At 65.1% G+C, this 23,611-nt stretch carries 21 protein-coding genes; 20 read left to right on the top strand and 1 reads right to left on the bottom strand.

Translation table 11 applies throughout. From position 1 onward, the window contains the following. The first annotated feature begins 12 nt into the window (after positions 1-12). The 15 genes from PanNE5_RS02365 to PanNE5_RS02295 all read left to right on the top strand — a co-directional run bounded on the left by PanNE5_RS02365 (position 13) and on the right by PanNE5_RS02295 (position 18,363). The gene (locus PanNE5_RS02365; RefSeq protein ID WP_017233211.1) at positions 13-936 is read left to right on the top strand and encodes an ABC transporter permease; all 924 of its coding nucleotides are present in this window, start codon (positions 13-15) and stop codon (positions 934-936) included. A gap of 77 nt (positions 937-1,013) precedes the next feature. Further along, positions 1,014-2,651: a gamma-glutamyltransferase family protein gene (locus PanNE5_RS02360; protein ID WP_261939161.1), complete on the top strand. Its 1,638-nt coding sequence runs from the start codon at positions 1,014-1,016 to the stop codon at positions 2,649-2,651. Positions 2,652-2,967: 316 nt separating this feature from the next. Further along, positions 2,968-5,373: an MCP four helix bundle domain-containing protein gene (locus tag PanNE5_RS02355; RefSeq protein WP_150563248.1), complete on the top strand. Its 2,406-nt coding sequence runs from the start codon at positions 2,968-2,970 to the stop codon at positions 5,371-5,373. Continuing rightward, positions 5,370-6,098, top strand: coding sequence for a methyl-accepting chemotaxis protein (locus PanNE5_RS02350; protein WP_261939160.1), 729 nt, complete (start codon positions 5,370-5,372; stop codon positions 6,096-6,098). The genes PanNE5_RS02355 and PanNE5_RS02350 overlap by 4 nt, the downstream gene beginning before the upstream one ends. Positions 6,099-6,114: 16 nt before the next feature. After that, entirely contained in the window at positions 6,115-6,684 is a 570-nt protein-coding gene (locus PanNE5_RS02345; RefSeq protein ID WP_261939159.1) for a hypothetical protein, read from the top strand. A 39-nt stretch (positions 6,685-6,723) separates the two neighbouring features. Continuing rightward, a complete protein-coding gene (locus PanNE5_RS02340) occupies positions 6,724-7,365 on the top strand; it encodes a chemotaxis protein CheX (RefSeq protein ID WP_261939158.1) in 642 nt (213 codons plus the stop codon). A 47-nt stretch (positions 7,366-7,412) separates the two neighbouring features. Next, the gene (locus tag PanNE5_RS02335) at positions 7,413-7,778 is read left to right on the top strand and encodes a response regulator (RefSeq protein WP_017233217.1); all 366 of its coding nucleotides are present in this window, start codon (positions 7,413-7,415) and stop codon (positions 7,776-7,778) included. Between the two features lie 149 nt (positions 7,779-7,927). After that, entirely contained in the window at positions 7,928-8,470 is a 543-nt protein-coding gene (locus tag PanNE5_RS02330; RefSeq protein ID WP_261939157.1) for a MarR family winged helix-turn-helix transcriptional regulator, read from the top strand. Positions 8,471-8,751: 281 nt separating this feature from the next. Next, on the top strand, positions 8,752-10,008 hold the full coding sequence (gene mhpT / locus PanNE5_RS02325; protein ID WP_261939156.1) for a 3-(3-hydroxy-phenyl)propionate transporter MhpT: 1,257 nt from the start codon (positions 8,752-8,754) through the stop codon (positions 10,006-10,008). Positions 10,009-10,154: 146 nt separating this feature from the next. Beyond that, the gene (locus PanNE5_RS02320; protein ID WP_017233220.1) at positions 10,155-11,297 is read left to right on the top strand and encodes a porin; all 1,143 of its coding nucleotides are present in this window, start codon (positions 10,155-10,157) and stop codon (positions 11,295-11,297) included. 141 nt (positions 11,298-11,438) lie between these two features. After that, entirely contained in the window at positions 11,439-12,269 is an 831-nt protein-coding gene (locus PanNE5_RS02315) for a p-hydroxycinnamoyl CoA hydratase/lyase (protein WP_017233221.1), read from the top strand. A 40-nt stretch (positions 12,270-12,309) separates the two neighbouring features. After that, positions 12,310-13,761, top strand: a complete 1,452-nt coding sequence (locus PanNE5_RS02310) for an aldehyde dehydrogenase (RefSeq protein ID WP_261939155.1) — start codon at positions 12,310-12,312, stop codon at positions 13,759-13,761. 81 nt (positions 13,762-13,842) lie between these two features. Further along, positions 13,843-15,717 carry a feruloyl-CoA synthase gene (locus tag PanNE5_RS02305; protein ID WP_261939154.1) on the top strand — a complete coding sequence of 625 codons (1,875 nt, stop codon included), beginning with the start codon at positions 13,843-13,845 and terminating at the stop codon, positions 15,715-15,717. Position 15,718: 1 nt separating this feature from the next. Further along, the gene (locus PanNE5_RS02300; protein ID WP_261939153.1) at positions 15,719-17,461 is read left to right on the top strand and encodes an acyl-CoA dehydrogenase family protein; all 1,743 of its coding nucleotides are present in this window, start codon (positions 15,719-15,721) and stop codon (positions 17,459-17,461) included. Next, positions 17,458-18,363 carry an amidohydrolase family protein gene (locus tag PanNE5_RS02295; RefSeq protein WP_261939152.1) on the top strand — a complete coding sequence of 302 codons (906 nt, stop codon included), beginning with the start codon at positions 17,458-17,460 and terminating at the stop codon, positions 18,361-18,363. Before PanNE5_RS02300 ends, PanNE5_RS02295 begins: the two co-directional genes overlap by 4 nt. Positions 18,364-18,406: 43 nt before the next feature. Here the strand turns inward: PanNE5_RS02295 and pcaQ are convergent, their stop codons facing one another. Further along, complete coding sequence (gene pcaQ, locus PanNE5_RS02290; RefSeq protein ID WP_261939151.1) at positions 18,407-19,354, bottom strand: pca operon transcription factor PcaQ; 948 nt, start codon at positions 19,352-19,354, stop codon at positions 18,407-18,409. A 119-nt stretch (positions 19,355-19,473) separates the two neighbouring features. Here pcaQ and pcaH point away from each other — a divergent pair, with 119 nt between their 5' ends. The 5 genes from pcaH (at position 19,474) to pcaD (ending at position 23,537) form a co-directional block, all read left to right on the top strand. Then, a complete protein-coding gene (gene pcaH, locus PanNE5_RS02285) occupies positions 19,474-20,184 on the top strand; it encodes a protocatechuate 3,4-dioxygenase subunit beta (protein ID WP_017233227.1) in 711 nt (236 codons plus the stop codon). Positions 20,185-20,187: 3 nt separating this feature from the next. Continuing rightward, positions 20,188-20,778, top strand: coding sequence for a protocatechuate 3,4-dioxygenase subunit alpha (pcaG, locus tag PanNE5_RS02280; protein ID WP_261939150.1), 591 nt, complete (start codon positions 20,188-20,190; stop codon positions 20,776-20,778). Between the two features lie 140 nt (positions 20,779-20,918). Continuing rightward, positions 20,919-22,295 (top strand): 3-carboxy-cis,cis-muconate cycloisomerase, encoded by a 1,377-nt coding sequence (locus tag PanNE5_RS02275; RefSeq protein ID WP_261939149.1) that lies wholly within the window; start codon positions 20,919-20,921, stop codon positions 22,293-22,295. Further along, positions 22,292-22,717, top strand: coding sequence for a 4-carboxymuconolactone decarboxylase (gene pcaC / locus PanNE5_RS02270; protein WP_017235254.1), 426 nt, complete (start codon positions 22,292-22,294; stop codon positions 22,715-22,717). Before PanNE5_RS02275 ends, pcaC begins: the two co-directional genes overlap by 4 nt. Positions 22,718-22,730: 13 nt before the next feature. Continuing rightward, entirely contained in the window at positions 22,731-23,537 is an 807-nt protein-coding gene (gene pcaD, locus PanNE5_RS02265; protein ID WP_017235255.1) for a 3-oxoadipate enol-lactonase, read from the top strand. Positions 23,538-23,611: the final 74 nt, after the last annotated feature.

Here is a 23,611-nt window from a genome sequence, read left to right as displayed (position 1 = left end):
ACCTCTTCGAACATGGCCGCATTGCCTACGACTTCCACTGCATCGCAGAGCGCCGAAGGGGGCCGACCCGCCGCGGCCGTTGCCAGCCCCGAACGGTTGCCGCGCCGCCGCCATCGCGGGCTGCGCAAGTTCGCACGTAACCGGGCGGCGGTCGTGGGGGCCATCATCGTGGCGTTCGCCGTGATCGTCGCGCTGTTCGCCCCGTGGTTGTCGCCGTACGATCCGATCGCCACGAGCTTCATGACGGTGCGGCAGGCGCCGAGCGCGCTGCACTGGTTCGGCACGGACGAGCTGGGTCGCGACGTGCTCGCCCGCATGATCTTCGGTGCGCGCGCCTCGCTCGCGGCGGGGGTGGTGTCGGTGGGCATCGCGGTGATCGTCGGCGTGCCGCTGGGTTTGCTCGCAGGGTACTTCGGCCGGTGGGTCGACGCGATTGTCTCGCGTCTGGCCGATGCGCTGCTCTCGATCCCGTTCCTGATTCTCGCGATTGCGATGGCCGCGTTCCTCGGCGCGAGCCTTACGAACGCGATGATTGCCATCGGCGTGTCGGCCATGCCGCGTTTCGTCCGGCTTGCCCGCGCGCAGGCGTTGACCGTCAAGGCGGAGGAGTATGTGGAAGGCGCGCGCGCCATCGGCCTGACGGATGCGCGCATCATCGTGCGCTATATCCTGCCCAACGTGCTGCCGCCGATCATTGTGCAGGCGAGCCTGACCGTGGCGACCGCGATCATCGCGGAGGCAAGCCTGTCGTTTCTGGGGCTTGGACAGTTGCCGCCCTCGCCGTCGTGGGGCTCGATGCTCAACACGGCCAAGGACTTCGTCGAGCAGGCGCCCTGGATGTCGATTTTCCCCGGTATCGCCATTTTCCTGACGGTACTCGGTTTCAACCTGCTGGGCGACGGTTTGCGCGACGCGCTCGATCCGCGCGAACAATAGCGCGGCACGAGATTCTTCAGCCGCGCCGCCCGGTGGGCCACTTTCACGATTCGTTACCAAGGTCATCAGCCAGTCCCATGACGCACTTCAATTGGCAGAATCCGTACCCGACGCCGCGCCTGCCGGTGTTCGCCCGCAACATTGTGTCGACGTCGCATCCGCTGGCCGCCCAGGCCGGGCTGCGCATGCTGTGGCAGGGCGGCAACGCCGTCGACGCCGCGATTGCCGCTGCCGCGTGCATGACAATCGTCGAACCGGTCTCCAACGGCCTGGGCGGCGATTGCTTCGCGCTGGTCTGGGACGGCAAGGAACTCCACGGCCTGAACGCCTCGGGCGTGGCGCCGGCCGCGTGGAACATCGATTACTTCCGCAAGAAATATGGTGAGCAGCATGGCATCGCCAAGCAGCCGACGCGCGGTCTCGACACCGTGACCGTGCCCGGCGTGATCGCGGGCTGGGAGGCGTTGCATGCGAAGTTCGGCAAGCTGCCGTTCGCGGATCTGATGGCGCCGGCGATCGAGATCGCCGAGCGCGGACATGCCGTGGCGCATATCGTCGCACGCAAATGGGCGGCGGCGGTGCCTGAGCTGAAGGACCTTCCTGGTTACGCGCAGACGTTCATGCCGCATGGCCGTGCGCCGATGACCAGCGAGATGATCCGTATGCCCGGCCATGCGCGCACGCTGCGCCTGCTCGCGAAGGAGGGGCCGCGCGCGTACTACGAAGGCGAGATTGCACAGCGCATCGCCGCCTGGTCGGCAGAGCATGGCGGGGCGATGACGACCGACGATCTGCGCAATTACCGCGCCGATTGGGTCAAGCCGATCGAGAAGGATTATCGCGGTTATACGGTGCACGAGATTCCGCCGAACGGGCAGGGCATTGCCGCGCTCATGGCGTTGGGCATTCTGGAGAAGTTCGATGTGTCTCGTCTGGCGGTCGATCGCGTGCATTCGCAACACTTGCAGATCGAGGCGATGAAGCTCGCCTTTGCCGATCTCTACCGATACGTCGCCGATCCCCGCTCGATGGAGGTGACGCCTGAGCAGATGCTCGACGACGCCTACCTCACCGCGCGTGCGAAGCTGATCGACCCCGAGCGGGCGTCGCATTTCGACTTCGGCATGCCGAAGGCCGGCGGCACGATCTATCTGTCGGCCGCCGACGAGCAGGGCATGATGGTGAGCTTCATCCAGTCGAACTACATGGGCTTCGGTTCCGGCGTGGTGGTGCCCGATCTGGGCATCGCGCTGCAAAACCGAGGCTGCGGGTTCTCCATGGATCCGAAGTCGGCCAACGTGGTCGAAGGCGGTAAACGACCGTTCCACACCATCATTCCGGCGTTCCTCACGCAAAAGGTCGACGGCAAGCACGAGGCCGTGATGAGCTTCGGGGTGATGGGCGGCGATATGCAGCCGCAGGGCCATCTGCAATCGATCGTGCGGATGATCGACTACGGCCAGCAACCCCAGGCGGCATGCGACGCACCGCGCTGGAAGGTCAATCGCGACTTTACCGTCGATATCGAATCGACGCTTGACCGCGAGACGGTGGCCGGACTGGTGGCGATGGGGCACTCCCTGAAGTCCATCGACGACCCGTACATGGACTTCGGCTCGGGCCAGTACATTTGGCGCCTGGATCGCAACGATCCGGATCGAGGCTACGTCGCCGCGAGCGACAGTCGTCGCGACGGTCTCGCCGCCGGCTACTGAGCCAGCGGTTGGTCCCGCAGCGCCGGTGGCGCGGTGTGCATCGCACCGCGCCACCGGCGCTGTTTTCTTATGGGGCGGCGCTGCGCATGCCAAGTCGTGTCCAGAGGCGATGTTGGCGTGCGCTCACTCATCTCGGATTCCTACACGGCGTTACGGCGTACAGAACACATTAAGATTCTGTTGATTCATCGAATCGTCACAGTTCACCGGCAATAATCACGTCGCACGAAGCCTATACCAACTAATTCGGCAACCGATCTACTGCGTCGAATCGCGCGTGGCACCGGGGGCCGGTGCGACCCGGGGAAACGATGCCATGACGATCCGTCATCGAATTACGCTATTGGTGATCCTGACGTTTATCGCGCTCTCGATCATCGGTGGCTACGCGGTCTACCAGACCCGCGCCAGCGCTCACAAGGTTCGGCAGGTGACGGAAGGCGTGGTGCCGAGCGCACTCGCTTCCGCCGATCTCGTCTCGCAAGTCAAGGCGGTGCAGATTGCCACGATGACGCTGGTCTACGCGCAGGACGACACTGTCGTCGAACAGGCGCTCAACACCCTCAAGAAGCTGCGCGGCGACATTGACCGGTCGCTGACCCGTCAGGCCGAAGGCGCGGCGAGCGATGCGCAGAAGGGATTGGTGACCCAGGCCCGCGAGAGCGTCGAGAATTACTTCAATGCCATCAACGACACCGCCAAGCTCAAGCAGGCGGGCAAGACGGACATGGCGCAGGCGTTCCTCTTCGCGATGGTCGCGCAGTATCGCGACGAACTCGAAGGGGTGGTCAACACGCTGCGCGTCGAGAAGACGCGCCAGCAGGACTCGGCCATTGCAACGCTCAATGACACGCTCTCGACCACCACGACGGCCATCGGCATCGTGACCGGACTCGCGATCGTGCTGCTCACGGCCATCGGCGCGTTGCTGTACCGCCAGATCACGCGTCCGCTCTCGCGCATGCAGGCGATGATGAGCGAGATCGCCAAAAGCCAGGATTTCACCCGTCGCGTGCCGGTCGGTCGGATGGATGAAATCGGGCACTCGATCGTGGCATTCAACGGCATGATCGAGAAGATTCAGGAACGCTCGGCGCAACTTAAGCAAAAGACGGCCGACATTCAGGCGATGCTGCAGAACATGCAGCAGGGCATTCTGACGGTGGTCGACGGCGCGCGCGTGCATGGCGAATACTCGGCCTATCTCGAAGCGATCTTCGAGACGCAGGACATCGCCGGGCGTCCCGTCATGGAACTGGTGTTCGGCGACAGCGATCTGGGCGCGGATGCGCTCTCGCAGGTCGAAGCCGCCGTCGAGGCCTGCATCGGGCAGGATGCCATCAACTTTGTCTTCAACGAACACTTGCTGGTGGGCGAGATCGGCAAGCGCATGTCGGACGGGCGCATCAAGCAACTCGATCTGACCTGGTCGGCGATCACCGACGAGAGCGACACGATCCTGCGGCTCATGCTGTGTGTACGCGACGTGACCGAGCTGCGCGAACTCGCGGCCGAGGCCAGCGAGCAGAAGCAGCGGCTGGAGATGATCGGCGAGATTCTGTCGGTGAGCCAGGAGAAGTTCCATCACTTCATCGAAAGCTCGACCGGCTTCATTCGTGAGAATGAACGCATCATACGCAAGCACTCGCAGGCCGACAGCGCGGCCATTGCCGAGTTGTTCCGCAATATGCACACCATCAAGGGCAACGCGCGCACGTACAACCTGCAGTACCTGACGAACGTCGTGCACGAGACCGAGCAGCGCTATCACGAGCTGCGCCAGCCGGACGTCGCGCGCCTGTGGGATCAGGATGGCCTGATGCGCGAACTGGAGCGCGTGCGCGATGCCGTCGATACCTATGCGCATATCAATGAGATGAGCCTCGGTCGAAAAGGCCCGGGCAGGACGGCCGACGAGGAATCGATGGTGGTGGACCGTGCCCACATCCGCGCGAGCCTGCGCATGCTCGAAGCGGCCGATCCGAACGATCCGCATCAACTCGTCGCAATGCGCGACGCCGTGCATCAGACCCTGCGCCTGCTGGGCACCGAGGGCGTGGGCGAAGCGTTGGGCGGGGTGCTCGATTCGCTGCCGTCGCTGGCGAGCGAACTCGGCAAGCCGGCGCCGGCGGTGCGCGTCGACGACAACGGCTATCGCCTGCGTTCGCCCGCCGTGCGAATTCTGCGCGATGTGTTCATGCACCTGCTGCGCAACTCCATGGATCACGGGCTGGAGAGCGCGGACGAGCGTCGTGCGAAGGGCAAGCCGGAGGCCGGCACCATCGACATCGAAGTCGGCCTCGATCACAACATGCTGCAAGTCACGCTCTGCGACGACGGACGCGGCCTGGCGCTGCACCGCATTCGCAACATCGCCGTGCAGCGCGGCTGGATTACGGCCGAAACCTACGTGACCGACGAGCAGATCGCCCAGTTCATCTTCCGCCCGGGCTTCTCGACGGCGGCGCAGGTCACCGAGGTGTCCGGGCGCGGTGTGGGCATGGATGCGGTGCAGGACTTCGTGCGGCGCGAGCATGGCCGCATCGAGCTGCGCTTCACCGACGAGCACAAGGGGGCTGAGTTCCGCCAGTTCCAGACGGTGGTGTGTCTGCCGGACAACCTCGTGGTCGACGGTTTCGACCTGAACAGCGTGGCGGCCGATGCCGTCGACAGACCTGCGCTGGATGTCGACGTGCCGCGCTCGGAGACGATTCGAGTATGAACTCGGTGCAATGGTTGCTGGCGGGTGGAATGGCGGGCGTGATCAGCGCAGGCGTTGTGGCGTTCGTTGCGCACCGGTGGCGCATGGCGCAGGCCACGGCACACTGGCGCGCACTGACCCAGGCGCATGACGAGGCACTGGCGCAGGCGCTCGAACGCGAGCGTCTGGCCATCGCCAGCCTCGACGAACAGGGACAGGCGCACGACGAGGCGCTCACCGCGCAACAGGCACGTTTGACGCAGGCCGAAGTCGATTTGCAAGTGGCGCGCAAGTCCGAGGCTGCCGTGCTGGAAGCAAAAGGTCACTGGCAAGCCGAGGCCGAGCGCATTGCGGGCGAGGCGGGGCGTCTGCGCGGACTGGCGGCGACCTTCGAGCGCTGGCACGAGCAGATGATCTCCCTCATGACGCAGAACCAGGACATGCACGCGAAGAACCACGAACTGGCGTCGATCGTTCGGCACGTTCTGATCGTGTCGCTCAACGCGTCCATCGAAGCAGCCCGCGCGGGTCCGGCCGGGCGCGGCTTTGGCATCGTCGCGAGCGAAGTGCGTTCGCTCGCCACACGCTCCGAAGAACTCTCGAAGAGCTATCGCGACAGCCTGCTTCGCAACGACGTGACGACGACGGCAACGTTCCAGGACATTCAGGCGGGCGGCAAGATGATCGCGGCCTCCCTCTCGAGCGTTGAAGCCCTCGCGCAGCAGTTGCATTCCCGTCTTCACTAAGCCAGCAGGTTTCGTTGTGATCAGCGCTCACGCCCGCGACAGTTTCGAACGCATTCTCCATAAAGCCGCACGCACCCGGCTCGCACGCTCGGTGAGCGGCGCGTGCGAGATTGTGCCGCTCTCAGTGCGCCAGCACGACGCGCCGCCGCTGGACGTCGGGGTCGATCTGGCCGCCCGGCATGCCAACGTGGTGGTGTTCACCATCTCGTCCATCGGCTTTCGCATGCTGCTGGTGCTGCACTTCGACGAGGACGATGCGACGGCCGCGTACTTCGCGGGCGATGATCGCGACAAGCCGTTTCGCGAGGTGTTCCTCGAACTTGGCAATCTGTGTTGCGGGGCGATCAATCAAGAGTTGCTCAACTACTTCCCCGATCTGGGCATGTCGACGCCGTACGTACTGAGTGCGCACTGCGTGCCGCACCTCACGCAACTCAAGCCGAATCTGCTGTCCTCGTGGGAAATCACGCTCGATGGTTCGGTGCGTCTGGCGGCCACGCTATGCGTTTGCGCGCACGCCCCGCTCGACTTCAATGCCGACGTCAGCGAATCGGAAGACAGCAGCGGTGAACTGGAATTGTTTTGAATTGGCAATGGTTTTGTCAGGCCCTAGGAAATTACGATAATGAACCGAAGCACCCCCCGCGAGTCGGTCAGCCAGTTTCTGATCCTCGACGACAGCGTCGAGCATGAATACCCCGAAGCGCTCGTGCGCGGCATGGTCGATATCACCGATGGTGTATTTCGCGGCTTGTTCGGCGACATCGCCGTGCACTGCGAGCCGCCCGGCGTGGTGCGCGATCGCATCATTTTCGGTGAGGTCTTCAGCCTGATCCCGCTCGAGAGCGCCTGGTGCCGCGGCTACATGATGATGCAGGCCGAGCAGGTTCCGTTCATGCAACTGATCGAACATACCGGCCGCTGCGAGGGGCCGGCGGGCTTTCGCGAACTCAACGGCATGCTGGGCGAGCTGACGAACCTGATCTGGGGTGCGTTCAAGAACCGCTACATGGGTGATCCCTCGGCAGTGGGCCACACACAGGTGCAGGTGCCGCTGCTCATCAATCACAAGCAGAAGTACATTTCGTTCGGCACCGACAACCCGCAGTTGTGTTTCGTCTATCGCCTCACCGATCCGGTCAGCGGCCAGATCGTGACATTGCATCAGCATTTCGTCTTTAGCCTCAACTGGTCGCCGGAGGCGTTTCGCGATGCCCCGCAGGCAAGCGCCGAGCCCGTCGAAACCGGGGCGCTGGAGCTGTTCTGAGATCCCGACGCGAACCTCTACTCCCTCTTACACACAAGGACAACACCATGTCGAAGATTCTCGTGGTCGATGATTCGAGCACTGTGCGCGACGAAGTCGCCGGCTTTCTGCGCAAGAACGGCCTGGACGTGGACACCGCCGTTGACGGCAAGGACGGTCTCGCCAAGATCAAGGCCAGCCCGGGCGTGAAGCTCGTCATCAGCGACGTGAACATGCCGAATATGGACGGCCTCACGATGGTCGAGAAGATTCGCGGCGAACTCGCGAACCAGAGCGTCAACGTGGTGATGCTCACCACCGAGAGCAGCCCGGCCATGAAGGAGCGTGGCAAGGCGGCCGGCGTGAAGGGCTGGATCGTCAAGCCGTTCAAGGGCGACGCCGTGCTCGAGACGTTCCGCCGGCTCGCCGGCTGACATCGCAGGCCAACCGGTGCCGCGGGGGCCGGTCCGCGACGCCTCGCCGCCGGACCGTCGCCACTGCGCGACGGCGGCGTTACACTGCTGACTTTCCCGCACTATGCGAGCACTGACGCAGGCTGTTTGCGCATCCTCGCTTCCTCATCATGAGCGTTGTACCTGAGAAAAAGAAGCTGACCGCAGCCGCAGGCGCCGACGACAATGTCGTGCGGGCACCGGACACCGAAGTGATCGAAGGGGCGGCGGGCTCGGCCGAGGCACGGCCGCGTCGGGCCAAGTTGCGTCTGACCTACGTCATCGCCAGCCTCGACCGTCTGCTGCGTCGCCACATGTCCGAAGCGCTGGCACCGCTCGGCCTCACGCTCGCCCAGTTCACCGCGCTATCGGTGCTCGACGCCCGCGGCAAGCTCTCCAATGCGCAACTCGCCCAGCGCTCGTTCATCACGCCGCAATCGGCCAATGAGGTCGTGAGCCTCATGGCTGGGCGCCAGTGGATCACCCGTGAGCCCGACCCCAATCATGGCCGCATCGTGCTGTTGCAACTCACCGACGAAGGGCGCCGGGTGCTCGCGCAATGCGAAGCCGTCGCCAAGGAAATCGACACGCGCATGCGTGCCGATGTGAGCCGCGAAGACGCCGCCGCCGTGCAACGCCATCTCGAAATGTTCGTGCGCAATCTGCGCGACTGACCCCGGGTTTGTCCCGACCTGCCGATCACTTGTATTGTCAGGTAGCTTGATATTAAATGGAGACCGTCGCCGCAGAGAAGCGGGCGACAGCATTCCAGTGGCACGGTAAGGCGAACGCAATATGCGGCTCGCGCGGCATTGTCGCGCCCGCCGTACGTCCGCCCTATATATCAGGTTACCTGATTAAATGGGCGTCGCCGCCGGCGTCGGCTGACTGCGCATCAGGTGCCGCTCTCGCAGGGCGGCGACCGAAGTCCATGACGAAGATGACAGGAGACACCATGAAATCGAATCAGGAGGGCAACGCGCAGGCGTTGCCGTTGGCGCCGGACGGGCAAGCGAGTCTCGCCAGTCCGGTGGCGCTCACGTTGGCGCTTTGCTTTGCCGTGGCGTTGCTCGAAGGTCTCGACCTGCAATCGGTCGGGGTGGCGGCACGCGGCATGGCCAAGGAGTTCGGACTCAGCGTCGCGCAGATGGGGCTCGCCTTTTCGGCGGGCACTTTTGGCCTGCTGCCCGGGGCGATGGTAGGCGGGCGTTTGGCCGACAGCATCGGCCGCAAGCGCGTGCTGATGCTCTCGGCCGCGGTCTTCGGCGTGTTGTCGATTGCCACGGCGTTCGTGTCGGACTTTTGGATGTTGGTGATCGTGCGCGTGCTCACGGGCATCGGCCTGGGCGGTGCAATGCCGAACCTGATTGCCTTGTCGTCGGAAGCCGTGCCGCCCCGCCTGCGCGGCACGGCCGTGAGCATCATGTATTGCGGGATTCCGCTCGGCGGTGGCATTGCCGCGACCATTGGCATGCTGGCGGTGAGCGACGCCGACTGGCGGCATATCTTCTACGCGGGCGGCATTGGCCCGCTGTTGCTCTTGCCGTTGCTCGCCTGGTGCCTGCCGGAGTCTCGCGCGTTTGCGGCCGCGACCTCGCAAGGCCAGCGCGCCACGCCCGCGCCGATGATGACGGTGCTGTTCTCCGAGGGGCGCGGCATCTCGACGATTCAGCTCTGGCTATCCTACTTCTGCACGCTCATCGTGCTGTACTTCCTGCTCAACTGGCTACCGTCGCTCATGGGGGCGCGCGGTCTGGCGCGCGGCGATATCGGTTGGGTGCAGATTCTTTTCAACGTGGGGAGCGCCGTTGGCGTGCTCGCCCTCGGCTACCTGATGGATCGCGCGCGCATGTCGCTCGTGATTGGCGGCATGTACCTGGGCATGATCGCCTCGCTTGTCGGGCTCGCGGCGGCCCAGGGCTTCGGTGTACTGGCGACGGCGGCGTTCTTCGCCGGCATGTTCATCATCGGCGGCCAGTCGGTGCTCTACGCGCTCGCCGCCGCCTACTACCCGACCGCCATGCGCGGAACGGGCGTGGGGGCAGCGGTGGCGTTCGGACGCATCGGCTCGGTGGTCGGGCCACTGGCCGCCGGCATGCTGCTTGCCGTGGGCAGCAGTGCCGCCCTGGTGATCGGCGCGAGCATTCCCGTCACCATCGTGGCCGCGCTGGCCGCCCTCATGCTCATTCGTCGTCCCCGCGCGGCTGACTGATTCGGCGTCACGCCGGTTGGCCTCGCTTGTGCGCGACGGACGCCACTGGGCTGTGCCGTCGCGCATTTTCTTGCGCAAGGGCCGCGCAGGTCTGCCGTTCCTGGTTTGCCTACACCGATAACAACATCAATTATTTGGAGACACCCATGGCATTTCCCCATCGCGCTCATGCGCTCGCTTCATTGACCGTGGCCGCCGCGCTGGTGGCGCCCGGTATCGCCAGCGCACAATCGAATATCACGCTGTACGGCATTGTCGACACCGGAATCGAGTACGTCTCGCACGCCAGTGTGAACGGTGCCGTGTTGCGCATGCCGGGTGTGACCGGCGAATTTCCGTCGCGCTGGGGTCTGCGCGGCACGGAAGATCTCGGCGGCGGGCTCGCGGCGATCTTCCAACTGGAGAGCGGCTTCAACCTGCGTGGCGGCGATCTTGGCCAGGGCGGTCGCCTGTTCGGCCGCCAGGCCTTCGTGGGCGTGAAGGGCCCGTATGGCACGCTCTCGTTTGGCCGCCAGTACACTATGACGTTCTACGCGCTGCTGGGCTCCGATATCCTTGGCCCCGATATTTACGGCATGGGCTCGTTCGATGCGTACGTCCCCAATGCGCGCACCGATAACTCGGTCACGTATCAGGTCGGCTGGCAGGGGCTGAGCTTCGGCGCGGGGTACTCGTTCGGCCGCGACGCGGCGGGTACGGGCAATTCGCCGGGGCAGGGCACTTGCGCCGGACAGGTGCCGGGGCAGTCGGTGCAATGCCGTGACTGGTCGGTAATGCTCAAGTACGACGCGAACAACTTCGGCGTCGCCACATCATACGAAGAACTGCGCGGCGGCACCAACGCCGCGGTCAACTTCTTCGACGGACAACCCACCTCGGTGTTCGCCAGCAGCGGCGACAAGGACACCCGCACGACCCTCGGCGCGTACTACAAGTACGGCGCATTGAAGGTCGGCGGCGGCTGGCTGGGCCGTCGCGTGTCGACGTCCGCCATCAATACGCACACCAACCTGTTCTACCTGGGCGCGGCGTACAGCATTACGCCGGCGTGGCTGGTGGACGGCGAGGTCTACCGCATCGTCAACAGCGATCACAACACGCGCGGCACGATGACCACGCTGCGCGCCACTTACTCGCTCTCGGTGCGCACCGCGGTCTACGCGCAGGCGGCATACCTCTTCAACAGCGCCCACGCAGCGTACTCGGTCAGCGGCGGAGGCGGCGGCACCACGCCGCCCGCCGGCGAGGGCCAGGCCGGTGTGATGCTCGGCATGCGTCATACGTTCTGATATTTCGAGATCAGGGTTTTCACTGAAAGCGTGATGCTTGCAATGTAAGGTTACCTGATATTAAATGTGTCTGTCGGCAACACCGCGCGCCACTCCCGGCGCGCGGCACAGGTTGCCCGGAACACTTGGGAATTGCGCAAAATGACTGCATACGAAGGACGCTGGAAGACGATCGACGTGAAGGTGGAGGGGGGCATTGGCTGGGTCACCTTCAATCGCCCGGAGAAACGCAATGCCATGAGCCCGACGCTCAACACGGAAATGATCCAGGTGCTCGACGCGCTCGAGCTCGATGCCGATGCCCGCGTTGTCGTGCTCACGGGCGCGGGAGCGGCATGGACGGCGGGCATGGATCTGAAGGAATACTTCCGCGAGATCGATGGCGGGCCGGAAGTCGTGCAGGAGCGCGTACGCCGCGACGCGTCGGATTGGCAATGGCGCCGCCTGCGCATGTACGCCAAACCGACCATCGCCATGGTCAACGGCTGGTGCTTCGGCGGTGGCTTCTCGCCGCTGGTGGCGTGCGATTTGGCGATCGCTGCCGACGAGGCAGTGTTCGGTCTGTCGGAAATCAACTGGGGCATTCCGCCGGGCAATCTGGTGAGCAAGGCCATGGCCGACACGGTGGGACATCGCCGCGCGCTGCACTACATCATGACCGGCGACACGTTCACGGGCGTGGAAGCGGCGGACATGGGGCTGGTGAACCAGAGTGTGCCGCTCGACCAACTGCGTGATGCCACGCTGGCCCTGGCCGCCAAGTTGCTGGAGAAGAATCCGGTCGTGCTGCGCGCTGCGAAGCATGGTTTCAAGCGTTCGCGTGAGCTGACGTGGGAGCAGTGCGAAGACTATCTGTACGCGAAACTCGATCAGGCCCAGCTGCGCGACCCGGAACACGGCCGCGAGCAAGGCTTGAAGCAGTTCCTCGACGACAAGGCGATCAAGCCGGGCCTGCAGGCTTACAAGCGCTGAGGCGCAACGTTCATCGGTGACCGGAAAGAGGGAGAGCGCAATGCATGAAGTGCAGATGCTGATCGGGGGCCAGTGGCGCGGCGCGCAGGGTGGGGCAACGTTCGAGCGCATCGATCCGGTGACGGGCGAAGTTGCCACACGGGCACCGGCCGCGACGCTGGCGGATGCCGATGCGGCCGTCGACGCGGCGCAAGCGGCCTTTCCCGCCTGGGCGGCGCTGTCGCCGACGGCGCGTCGGCAACGCTTGCTTGCGGCCGCCGAGCGCATGGACGCCCGCGCGGCGGAGTTCATCGCCATCGGGGCCGCCGAGACCGGCGCGATGGCCAATTGGTATGGCTTCAACGTCATGCTCGCGGCCAACATGCTGCGCGAAGCGGCGGCCATGACCACGCAAATCGACGGCAGCGTGATTCCGAGCGATGTGCCTGGCAGTCTTGCAATGGCAGTGCGCTCGCCGGTCGGCGTGGTCCTCGGCATCGCGCCGTGGAATGCCCCGGTGATTCTGGCGACGCGCGCGCTTGCCATGCCGCTCGCGTGCGGCAACACGGTCGTGCTCAAGGCGTCGGAGCAATGCCCCGGCGTGCATGCGTTGATCGGTGCCTGCCTGCACGATGCGGGGCTGGGCGACGGGGTGGTCAATGTCGTGACGAACGCGCCGCACGATGCCGGCGAGATCGTGGCGCGACTGATTGCGCACCCGGCTGTCAGGCGCGTGAACTTTACCGGCTCGACGCACGTGGGTCGCATCATCGCGCGCCTCGCCGCGGAACATCTCAAGCCGGCGCTGCTGGAGTTGGGCGGCAAGGCCCCGGTGCTCGTGCTCGACGACGCCGAACTGGACGCCGCCGTCGACGGCATTGCGTTCGGCGCGTTCTTCAATCAAGGGCAGATCTGCATGTCGACCGAGCGAGTGATCGTCGACGCGCGCATCGCGGACGCCTTCGTCGAAAAGCTCACGGCGAAGGCGGCGACCTTGCGCGCCGGGTCGCCGACGTCGCCCGACAGTGTGCTCGGTGCGATGGTGAGCGCGCAGGCGGCGTCGCGCGTGGCGGCGCTGGTCGAGGACGCTCGCACGCATGGCGCGCATCTGCCGCTGGGGTGCCGGGTTGACGGTGCGATCATGCAGGCGACGATCGTCGATGGCGTGAGCCCGGCGATGCGACTGTACCGCGAGGAGTCGTTTGGTCCGGTGGTGACGATCCAGCGTGTAAGCGGCGATGACGAGGCGGTGCGAGTGGCCAACGATAGCGAATTTGGCTTGTCGGCCGCGATCTTCAGCCGGGACGTATCGCGAGCGCTGCAATTGGCCAAGCGCATCGAGTCGGGAATTTGCCACATCAATGGCCCGACCGTGCACGACGAAGCGCAGATGCCGTTCGGCGGCGTGAAGTCCAGCGGCTACGGCCGATTCGGCAGCAAGGCGTCGATCGGCGAATTCACGGAACTGCGCTGGATCACCGTGCAGACAACGCCGCGCCATTACCCGATCTGATCGTTCGCAGGATGAGGCTGTGCCCGTGCGCGGACGCTACCGAGAGAGCGCCGCGGCGGGATCGAAGCAGGAGACAGTGTTTTGAATCAAGGCAACAACACCGCCGCCACGCACGACGTGGCGGCTCATCGCTATCGCCAGGTCGCCATCGGCAACCCGGGGGTCGACGTGATTCTCGATGGCGAATGCTGGTATCTGCGCTCGCGTGAGCCGCTCGGCGATTTTCCGGCGCGTCTCACGGACCGGCTCATCTCCGGCGCGGCACGGCACCCGGAACGGTGGCTCGTAGCGCGTCGCGGCCCCGACGGTCAATGGATCGGCATCACGTATGCGCAGATGCTGCAGCGTGCGCGTGCGATCGGCCAGGCATTGCGTGATCGCGGAATGTCGCCGCAACGTCCCATCGCGATCCTCTCCGGCAACGATCTGGAACACTTTGAACTCGCGCTCGGCGCGATGTACGCCGGGGTGCCGTTCGCGCCGATCTCGCCGGCGTATTCGATCGTGTCGACGGACTTCGGGAAGCTGCGTCATACGCTGGAATTGCTGCAGCCGGGGCTGGTGTACGCGACGGATGCGGGCGCCTACGGTCGCGCCATGGACGCCGTGCTTGACGACAATGTGGTCCGCGTCACCGCGCGCGGCGACGGGGGCACGCTGGCCTTCGATGCGCTGCGCGATACCGTGCCGCGCGACATCGACGCCATTCACGCGCAAGTCAACGGCGACACCATCGCCAAGATCCTCTTCACGTCCGGCTCAACCCGTCTGCCGAAGGCCGTGCCGACCACCCAGCGCATGCTGTGCAGCAATCAACAGATGCTGCTGCAAACGTTCCCGACCTTCGGCGAGGCGCCGCCCGTGCTGGTCGACTGGTTGCCTTGGAATCATACGTATGGCGGCAGTCACAACGTCGGCATCGCGCTCTACAACGGCGGCACGCTCTACATCGACGACGGCAAGCCGGTCGCAGGCAAGTTCGAGGAAACGTTGCGCAATCTGCGCGAGATCTCGCCGACCGTGTATTTCAATGTGCCGAAGGGATGGGAGGATCTCGCCATCGCCCTCGAAAACGACGCGGCCCTGCGCGAGCGCTTCTTCGCCCGTGTGAATCTTTACTTCTTCGGCGGTGCCGGGCTGTCCCAGGCGGCCTGGGACCGGCTCGAACGCGTGACCGAGGCGCATTGCGGCGAGCGTATCCGGATCATGTCGGGGTTGGGGATGACCGAGACGTCGCCGAGTTGCATGTTCACCACCGGGCCGATCATGCGTGCGGGCTACATCGGCTTGCCCGCGCCCGGCTGCGAAGTGAAGCTCGCCCCGGTCGGCGGCAAGCTCGAAGTGCGCTTTCGCGGACCGAACGTCATGGCCGGCTATTGGCGTCACCCGTCGGGCGATCCCGTGTTCGACGACGAGGGCTACTACTGCACGGGGGATGCCGCCACATTTGTCGACGCGCAGCACCCGGAGGTCGGTCTGCAATTCGACGGACGCATCACCGAAGATTTCAAGCTCAGTTCAGGCACATTCGTGAGCGTGGGGCCATTGCGGGCTCGCGTGATTTCGGAAGGGGCGCCCTATGTGCAGGACGCGGTTGTCACCGGTATCAATCGCGACGATATCGGATTGATGGTCTTCCCGCGCGTCGAGGATTGCCGGCGCTTGAGCGGTTTGCCGTCACACGCGCCGCTGAGCGACGTGCTGGCGAGCGGTCCCGTGCGTGAAGCGTTTTCGGCACTGCTCGCACGACTGAATGCGAGCGCCGGGGGAAGCGCCACGTATGTTGCGCGACTCATGCTGCTCGACACTCCGCCCTCGCTCGACCGGGGCGAAGTCACCGACAAGGGATCGATCAACCAGCGTGCGGTGCAGGACCAGCGTGCCGCGACCGTCGATGCGTTGCATGCCGCGCAGGCGGGCGACCCGCGCGTCATCCTCGCACCCGCAAGGCGCTGACATGATGTACCCGCAATCGCTTGGCGCGGCCGAAGACATCGCGTTCGTGCTGAACACGCTCGGCGTGGGCGACGCGTTGACACGCCTCGCCCCGTTTCGTGAATTCGACACGGCCACACTCGTGCAAGTCGTCGACGAAGCCGCCCGTTTCGCCCGTGAAGTGCTTGCGCCGCTCAACGCTGTGGGGGACCGCGAAGGTTGCACCTGGCGCGACGGCGAGGTGCGCACGCCCAGCGGCTTCGCCGATGCCTATCGCCAGTATTGCAACGCCGGTTGGCCGTCGCTGCCGTGCGATCCGTCATTGGGCGGACAGGGGTTGCCTGTCGTGGTGCAGGTGGCCGTGCAGGAACTCACGGCCGGCGCGAATCTCGCCTGGACGATGTACCCAGGCATTCTGCATGGCGCGTATGAATGCGTGCACCGATTCGGCAGCGCCGCACTGCGCGATGCGTGGCTGGGGCCGCTGGTCAGCGGTGAATGGCTCGCCACGATGGCGTTGACGGAACCGGGCGCCGGCAGCGACCTCGGGCAGATTCGCACGCGCGCCGAATGGATCGACGGGGCGCGCGAGACGGTGCGAGTGACCGGCGAGAAGATTTTCATCTCGGGCGGCGAGCAGGATCTCACCCCGAACATCGTTCATCTCGTGCTTGCGCGCACGCCGGATGCCCCGCCGGGCAGCGGCGGGTTGTCACTCTTTCTTGTCCCCAAGGTGCTTGCGCATGGCGAGCGCAATGCCGTGCGTTGTACGGGCATTGAGCACAAGATGGGGATTCGCGGGAGCGCGACGTGCTCGATGGCGTTCGAGGGCGCGACCGGTTACCTCATCGGTGCACCGCATCGCGGACTCGAGGCGATGTTCGCGATGATGAACTCGGCGCGGCTGCATGTGGGGGCGTCCGGCGTTGGGCTGGCGCAGAGCGCCTACGATATGTCGGTTCGACATGCCCTTGAGCGTGTGCAATCGCGCGTGCCGGGGGCCGATGCCGGCGTGCCCATCGCCGGGCATCCGGCGGTGTGGCGCTTGCTCGAGGGGCAGCGCGTGGCGGTCGAGGGCGCGCGACTGTTGTTGTATCGCGCGGCGCTCGCCATCGATGAGGCTCACCATGCCGACACGCCGCAGGCGCGCGTGCAGGCCGATGCGCTGGCGGCGCTGCTCACCCCGGTGGTCAAGGCGATGCTCACCGAGCAGGCGTTCCTGGGCGCCAGCGATGCGTTACAGGTTTTCGGGGGCTACGGTTATGTCGAAGAGACCGGCATCTCGCAGTTTCTGCGCGACGCGCGTATCCCGATGATCTATGAAGGGACCAATGAAATTCAGGCCATCGACCTGATGCTGCGCAAGGTCGTCAAGGACGACGGCGCCACGTTGTCGCAATGGCTGACGTGGGCGCGTGCGCAGGTGAGCGAGGCGCGCATCGTCGTCGACACGCGCGATGGCTTCGACGCCGCGCTGACGGTGCTCGACGAGTGGACGTTGCTGATGCCGTCGGTCATCGCGTTGGCGCGAACATCGCCCCGCGCGGCATTGTGTGTCGCGGGCGAGGTGATGCGCGTGGTGCACGGCTTGTCGATGGCAGGCCTCTGGGCGCAGGCGGCGCTGGCGGCGCACCGCGTCCAAGGGCCCGTCGCCGATGGGAAACGCCGCGCGGCGCGCTATTGGTTGAAGTTCAGCCTGCCGGAGACGCGTCGTGCGATGGCGATCGTCGCTGCGCAAATCCGTGACCCGGAGACCGCCGAATGAATCTCGACAAGCTCATCGCCATCGATACGCACGTGCATGCGGAAGTGTCGTGCTGTGAGCCACCGGACCTGTTCGGCAAGGCGTTCGACGACGCGGCCGATAAATATTTCGGCACGGTGCTCAAGCAGAATCGCCGCCCCACGATTCCCGAGACCATCGAGCATTACCGCGCGCGCAATATCGGCTTCGTGATGTTTACCGTCGATTGCGAGGCGAACATCGGGCGTCGCCGTATTCCGAACGAGGAGATCGCGGGCTTCGCGCAGGAGAACGCGGACATCATGATCGCATTTGCGAGCATCGATCCGCACAAGGGACGCATGGGCGTGCGCGAGGCGAGGCGGCTCGTCGAGGAATTCGGCGTGCGCGGCTTCAAGTTCCATCCCACCATGCAGGGATTCTTCGCCAACGACCGCATGGCCTACCCGATGTACGAGCTGATTGCCGAATACCAGCTCACTGCGGTCTTTCATAGCGGTCATTCCGGTATCGGCTCAGGCATGCCCGGCGGCGGCGGGTTGCGGCTCAAGTTCTCGGAGCCGATCCATCTCGACGACGTGGCGACCGACTTCCCGGACATGAACATCGTGATCGCACACCCGTCGTGGCCGTGGCAATCGCAAGCCCTGTCCATCGCGCTGCACAAGCCGAACGTCTACATCGATCTGTCGGGGTGGTCGCCCAAGTATTTTTCGCCGGAGCTGATGCAATACGCGAATTCGCTGCTGCGCGAGAAGATGCTGTTCGGCTCGGATTTTCCGCTCATCGCGCCGGACCGGTGGTTGCGCGACTTCGAGACGGCGGGGTTTCGCGACGAGGTCAAACCGCTTGTGCTCAAGGACAACGCAGTGCGCATGCTCGGGCTTGCGGACACGCAGCAGAACATCGCGTCGGCGGCGTGACGGGCGGCGGGCGGCGGGCGTGAACGGTCGCGCCGTGCTGTGGTCAGCGTACGCCCGGTGTGCCGTAGCGCACGCGTGCCGCTTCGCGCATGGCGCTGATGAGCGTTTGTTCCGGCGGCGTCGGGACGGTGTCGTTGCGCCACAGAATGCCGATGGACTCCTCGGTGCCCTTCGTCGCGAACGGCAAAGCACACAGCACGCCATCGGCAAGGTCGTCCTGCACGGTGATTTCGGAGGCGATCCAGATGACATCGTCGCGCAAGGTCATCGCGCGCGCGAGCGACATCGAGAGCAGCTCGGAATAGTCGTCGAGCATGCCCACGCCATGCGCGCGCAAGAAGCCGTCGGCGGTATGCCGCAGGATTGTGCCGTTCGGCGGCAGCACCACGTGATAGCGCGCAATGTCGGCCATCGACACGCTACGCTGCTGAACGAGCGGATGCGACGCACGCACCACCACGCTCAACGGGGTTGCGCACAGGTGCTCGAAGGTGAGGCCCGCCATGCCCTCGGGGTCCGACATCCGGCCGAGCGCCAGCGTGACCTGTCCGGACTTCAACTGCGTGAGCAACTGTTGATTGGCGCCGGTGTGGACTTGCACGACGATGCCCGGCCATTCGCGCCGGAACGTTTCGAGCACGCTGGGCATCATGGCGGCCGCCAGGGTGGGCAATACGGCGATCTCGATCACGCCGCCCGTCTGGCCGTTGGCGCGAGAGAGCACGTCGATGCCCTGACGCAGTGCACTCACGCTTGCGCCCGCATGCCGCAGAAACAGTTCGGCCTGTGCGGTGGGGCGCGCGCCATTGCGCCCGCGCTCGAACAGACGCACGCCCAGCAGGCCTTCGAGTTCGGCAATCGTCTTGCTGACGGCCGGTTGCGTAATGGACAGGGCTTCCGCGGCACGCTGCAGGCTGCCGTGTTGGGCAACCGCCAGCAGGCATTGCAGATGGCGCAGCTTGATGCGTCCGTCGAGTCGATGTCTTTCCATGCCGAAAAGTTATGAAAAACCTAAGAAAATGTCAATAAATATATCCATTGATTATGGATATAGTGTCGAAAACCAGCTGGCGGCAAGCCAGATTCGTCAACACAAAATGGAGTGAGACCATGTCGAATTCGACGACCGTCCTGCGCCCCCGCGACTGGGATTCGCATCCCAAGCTGATCGACAGCGGGTATAAGTCCACGGCGCTGCGCGGCCCCAAGCAACTGCTCGTGCCCGTCAAGCAGAACCTCGCGAACCTGCGTTCGCCGGTCTACGGTCACGGAATCGTCGGGGCGCTCGATAGCGACCTGACGCGCAATGCAGTGCGCAACGGCGAGCCGCTTGGCGAGCGCATGATCGTCACGGGCCGCGTGCTTGACGAAGGCGGTCGTCCGGTGCCGAACACGCTTGTCGAGCTGTGGCAGGCCAATGCATGCGGCCGCTACGTGCACAAAGTCGACCAGCACGACGCCCCGCTGGACCCGAACTTTCTCGGTGCCGGCCGCGCGCTGACCGACGCGCAGGGCCGTTACAAATTCCTGACCATCAAGCCAGGCGCTTACCCGTGGAAGAACCACCACAACGCGTGGCGTCCGCAGCATCTGCACTTCTCGGTGTTCGGTGAGTATTTCGCGACCCGGCTGGTCACGCAGATGTACTTCCCGGGCGATCCGCTGCTCGGCTACGATCCGATTTTTCAGGCCACGCCGGCGCATGCCCGCGACCGTCTGATTGCGCGCTTCTCGATGGATATCACCGAGCCTGAGTACGCACTGGGTTACGAATTCGACATCGTCCTGCGCGGTGCCGACCAAACGCCGATGGAGTCCTGAGTCATGTCCGATTATCAGCAAACGCCGTCGCAGACCGTCGGCCCGTACTTCGCTTATGGCCTGTCGCCGGAGCAGTACCGTTACGACTTCAAGAGCGCTTTCACCCCCGTGGTGGCGCTCGATCGTGCCGAAGGTGAGGCCATCCGCGTGATCGGACAGGTGCTCGACGGCGCCGGTCAACCGATCAACGACGCGTTGATCGAGGTCGTGCAGGCCGATGCCGCTGGGCGCTACGTGCAGAGCGCCGAGGACATCGAGCGCACCGGCTTTGCCGGCACGGGCCGCTGCGGCACCGGCTCCCACGCCGAGCACTGTTTTGTCTTCGACACGATCAAGCCGGGCGCGGCCGCGCCCGGCGAGGCACCGCGCATCGATGTGATTCTGACGATGCGGGGCTTGCTCAATCATCTGTTTACGCGTATCTATTTCGACGACGAGGCCGCGGCCAATGCGCTCGACCCCGTGCTGCAACAAGTGCCGGCCGAGCGTCGCCACACGCTGATCGCACGCCGCGAGGTGAGCGGCGGGCGTGTGTCGTACCGGTTCGACATCCGCATGCAGGGCGACGAGGAGACGGTTTTCCTCGACCTTTGATGCTGGTCATGCAAGGCTGACACTGGCGCGGCTTCGGGCTGTCGGCATGAAAGTGCTGACAGCCCGCGGCCGTCTCCGCCTTTTTGCAACGGAACAGGGCGACCCGGCCTGACCCAACCCTAATCACTCTCGACGCTCCGATGACGGAACTGCTTGACTCTTTGCTGCGCGGCGCTGCCGTGACAGCGCGTTTCTCGCGCGACGCCACGCTGCAGGGCATGCTGGACTTCGAAGCGGCGCTGGCTGCCGCCGAGGCCGAGGCCGGCCTGATCCCGGCCGCCGCTGTCGCCCCGATCGCCGCCGCCGCGCGGGCCGGCGATCTCGACTGGCCCGCCCTGCGAGACGCCGCGGCTGGCGCGGGCAACCTCGCGATTCCCTTGGTCAAGCAACTGACAGCGCGTGTAAAAGCGCTCGATGCCGATGCCGCGCGCTTCGTGCATTGGGGCGCGACCAGTCAGGATGCCATCGACACCGGACTCATCCTGCAGGTGCGTGGCGCGCTCGACGACCTTGGCGCCGACCTCGACGGCCTCATCGCCGAACTCGCGGTGCAAGTTCGGCAGCATCGTGCGACCGTCATGGTCGGCCGCACGTGGCTGCAACACGCTTTGCCGATTACGTTCGGCCTCAAGCTTGCGGGTACGCTCGACGCTTTGTTGCGCGCGCGCGCCGATCTCGCGAACGTGCGTGGGCAGGTGCTGTGCGCGCAGTTCGGCGGGGCTGCCGGCACGTTGGCGTCGCTCGGCACGCTGGGCCCGGTGGTCGCCGCAGCGCTGGCGCGTCACCTGGGGCTGTCGGAGGCGATCACGCCGTGGCACGGCCAGCGCGATCGCATCGTGCGCGTGGGAAGTTGGGCGGCGTCGCTGACGGGCTCGCTGGGCAAGTTCGCGCGCGACACGGCGATGCTGACGCAAACCGAAGTCGGCGAAATTGCCGAAGCCTCCGGTCCCGGGCGTGGTGGTTCGTCGACCATGCCGCACAAGCGCAATCCGGTTGGCTGTGCGGCAATGCTCGCGGCGGCCACCCGCACGCCGCAACTGGCCGCCACGTTGTTCGTTGCGATGCAGCAGGATCACGAACGCGGTTTGGGCACGTGGCACGCCGAGTGGGAAACGCTGCCCGAACTGCTCATGCTGTGCGGTGGTGCGCTGGCCACCGCGCGCACGCTCGTGCAAGACTGGACGGTCGACACGGCGCGCATGCGGGCAAACCTCGACATCACGCACGGCCTCATCATGGCCGAGGCCGTGACGATGGCGTTGGGCGAAACGATGGGGCGTCTCGAAGCCCATCGGCGTGTCGAAGCACATTGCCGCAGTGCGCTCGCGCAGCACCGTCCTTTGCTCGACATCCTGCGCGAAGACGATGACATTACCCGCAGCCTCGGCATTGCAACGCTCGAGCGACTGACGGACCCGCAACATTATCTGGGTGCTGCCGAGACGTTTGTGGGCCGAGTTCTCGCGCTTGCCGACGCCGTCGTGACACCCTCACAACCCGGCAGGAAATCAACATGAACGATCAGGAACGCTACGACAACGGCATGCAGGTGCGCCGCGCCGTCCTCGGTGACGCGCACGTGGATCGCACCCTCACACGCCGCAACGAATTCAACGACGACTTCCAGAACTTCATCACACGCTTCGCCTGGGGCGATGTCTGGACGCGTCCGGGTCTCACGCGCCATATGCGCAGCATGGTGACGCTCTCGCTGCTCATCGCCTTGAATCGCGGCGACGAGTTTCGCATGCACGTGCGCGCCGCGTTCAACAACGGCGTGACGCGCGAGGAAATGAAGGAGCTGTTCATGCACGCTGCCCTGTATTGCGGCCTGCCTGCCGCCAATCAGGCGATCCACGACGCCGAGACGATCTTCGCGGAGATGGAAGCCGCCGAGCCCGGTTCGACGACCCGTGCGCGCGACGCCGCACAACGCTGAGGAGCCGAAACGAATGACGACGGAACGTCTTATCGAGGTGGGCGACGCTACGCTGCGCGTGGCGATCGACGGCGACGACCGCGCACCGGCGTTGGTGCTGTCCAATTCGCTGGGCACGACGCTCGAGATGTGGGCGCCGCAGGTGCCGGCGCTCGCCCGTGAATTCCGGGTGGTCCGTTACGACGCGCGCGGACATGGCGGCTCGTCCGTCACGCCGGGCCCTTACGTCATCGACCAATTGGGACGTGACGTGATCGGGCTGCTCGACGCGCTGCATATCGAGCGTGCGAGCGTGGCGGGGGTGTCGATGGGCGGCATGACGGGCATGTGGCTGGGAATTCACGCACCACAGCGTATCGAGCGTCTCGCTATCGTTTGCTCTTCGGCGCACATCGGCGGCGAAGACGGCTGGAATGCGCGCATTCGCACGGTGCTGGCCGATGGTATGGCTGCCGTCGCCGACGCCGTGGTGTCGCGCTGGTTTACGCCCGCATTCGCGGAGCAGGAGCCGGCGTTGATCGAGCGCATGAAGGCGATGTTCCGCTCGCTGTCGCCGCAGGGCTACGCGGCCGCCTGCGCTGCCGTGCGCGATATGAATCAGCTCGACGAGATCGCGTCGATCACCGCGCCGACATTGATCGTGACCGGCGCGGGGGACCTCGCAACGCCGCCCGCGATGTCGAGCGCGATGCTCGAACGGATTCCTGGCGCGCAGCAGATCGTCGTGCCGGGCGCGCATCTCTCCAATATCGAGTGTGCCCCGGCCGTGACTGAGGCGCTCTTGAGCTTCCTGCGCGTGCCGACGCCGGCCAATGCGTAAGCACTGAGCGCCGACGCATCGGGGAATCTGCGAATCGGTGCGTCGCCGGGGGGCGGGCCTTCAACAGGGAAGGC

Source organism: Pandoraea sp. NE5, from assembly GCF_024363545.1.
Taxonomy (GTDB): Bacteria; Pseudomonadota; Gammaproteobacteria; order Burkholderiales; family Burkholderiaceae; genus Pandoraea; species Pandoraea cepalis.
This window is presented reverse-complemented; position numbering and strand designations above follow the sequence as displayed.

Bases quoted from the DNA above. Each gene is read 5' to 3' on its own strand.
- PanNE5_RS02365 (WP_017233211.1), top strand. From the start codon at position 13: ATGGCCGCATTGCCTACGACTTCCACTGCATCGCAGAGCGCCGAAGGG.
- PanNE5_RS02360 (WP_261939161.1), top strand. From the start codon at position 1,014: ATGACGCACTTCAATTGGCAGAATCCGTACCCGACGCCGCGCCTGCCG.
- PanNE5_RS02355 (WP_150563248.1), top strand. From the start codon at position 2,968: ATGACGATCCGTCATCGAATTACGCTATTGGTGATCCTGACGTTTATC.
- PanNE5_RS02350 (WP_261939160.1), top strand. From the start codon at position 5,370: ATGAACTCGGTGCAATGGTTGCTGGCGGGTGGAATGGCGGGCGTGATC.
- PanNE5_RS02340 (WP_261939158.1), top strand. From the start codon at position 6,724: ATGAACCGAAGCACCCCCCGCGAGTCGGTCAGCCAGTTTCTGATCCTC.
- PanNE5_RS02335 (WP_017233217.1), top strand. From the start codon at position 7,413: ATGTCGAAGATTCTCGTGGTCGATGATTCGAGCACTGTGCGCGACGAA.
- PanNE5_RS02330 (WP_261939157.1), top strand. From the start codon at position 7,928: ATGAGCGTTGTACCTGAGAAAAAGAAGCTGACCGCAGCCGCAGGCGCC.
- mhpT (WP_261939156.1), top strand. From the start codon at position 8,752: ATGAAATCGAATCAGGAGGGCAACGCGCAGGCGTTGCCGTTGGCGCCG.
- PanNE5_RS02320 (WP_017233220.1), top strand. From the start codon at position 10,155: ATGGCATTTCCCCATCGCGCTCATGCGCTCGCTTCATTGACCGTGGCC.
- PanNE5_RS02315 (WP_017233221.1), top strand. From the start codon at position 11,439: ATGACTGCATACGAAGGACGCTGGAAGACGATCGACGTGAAGGTGGAG.
- PanNE5_RS02310 (WP_261939155.1), top strand. From the start codon at position 12,310: ATGCATGAAGTGCAGATGCTGATCGGGGGCCAGTGGCGCGGCGCGCAG.
- PanNE5_RS02300 (WP_261939153.1), top strand. From the start codon at position 15,719: ATGATGTACCCGCAATCGCTTGGCGCGGCCGAAGACATCGCGTTCGTG.
- PanNE5_RS02295 (WP_261939152.1), top strand. From the start codon at position 17,458: ATGAATCTCGACAAGCTCATCGCCATCGATACGCACGTGCATGCGGAA.
- pcaQ (WP_261939151.1), bottom strand. From the start codon at position 19,354: ATGGAAAGACATCGACTCGACGGACGCATCAAGCTGCGCCATCTGCAA.
- pcaH (WP_017233227.1), top strand. From the start codon at position 19,474: ATGTCGAATTCGACGACCGTCCTGCGCCCCCGCGACTGGGATTCGCAT.
- pcaG (WP_261939150.1), top strand. From the start codon at position 20,188: ATGTCCGATTATCAGCAAACGCCGTCGCAGACCGTCGGCCCGTACTTC.
- PanNE5_RS02275 (WP_261939149.1), top strand. From the start codon at position 20,919: ATGACGGAACTGCTTGACTCTTTGCTGCGCGGCGCTGCCGTGACAGCG.
- pcaC (WP_017235254.1), top strand. From the start codon at position 22,292: ATGAACGATCAGGAACGCTACGACAACGGCATGCAGGTGCGCCGCGCC.
- pcaD (WP_017235255.1), top strand. From the start codon at position 22,731: ATGACGACGGAACGTCTTATCGAGGTGGGCGACGCTACGCTGCGCGTG.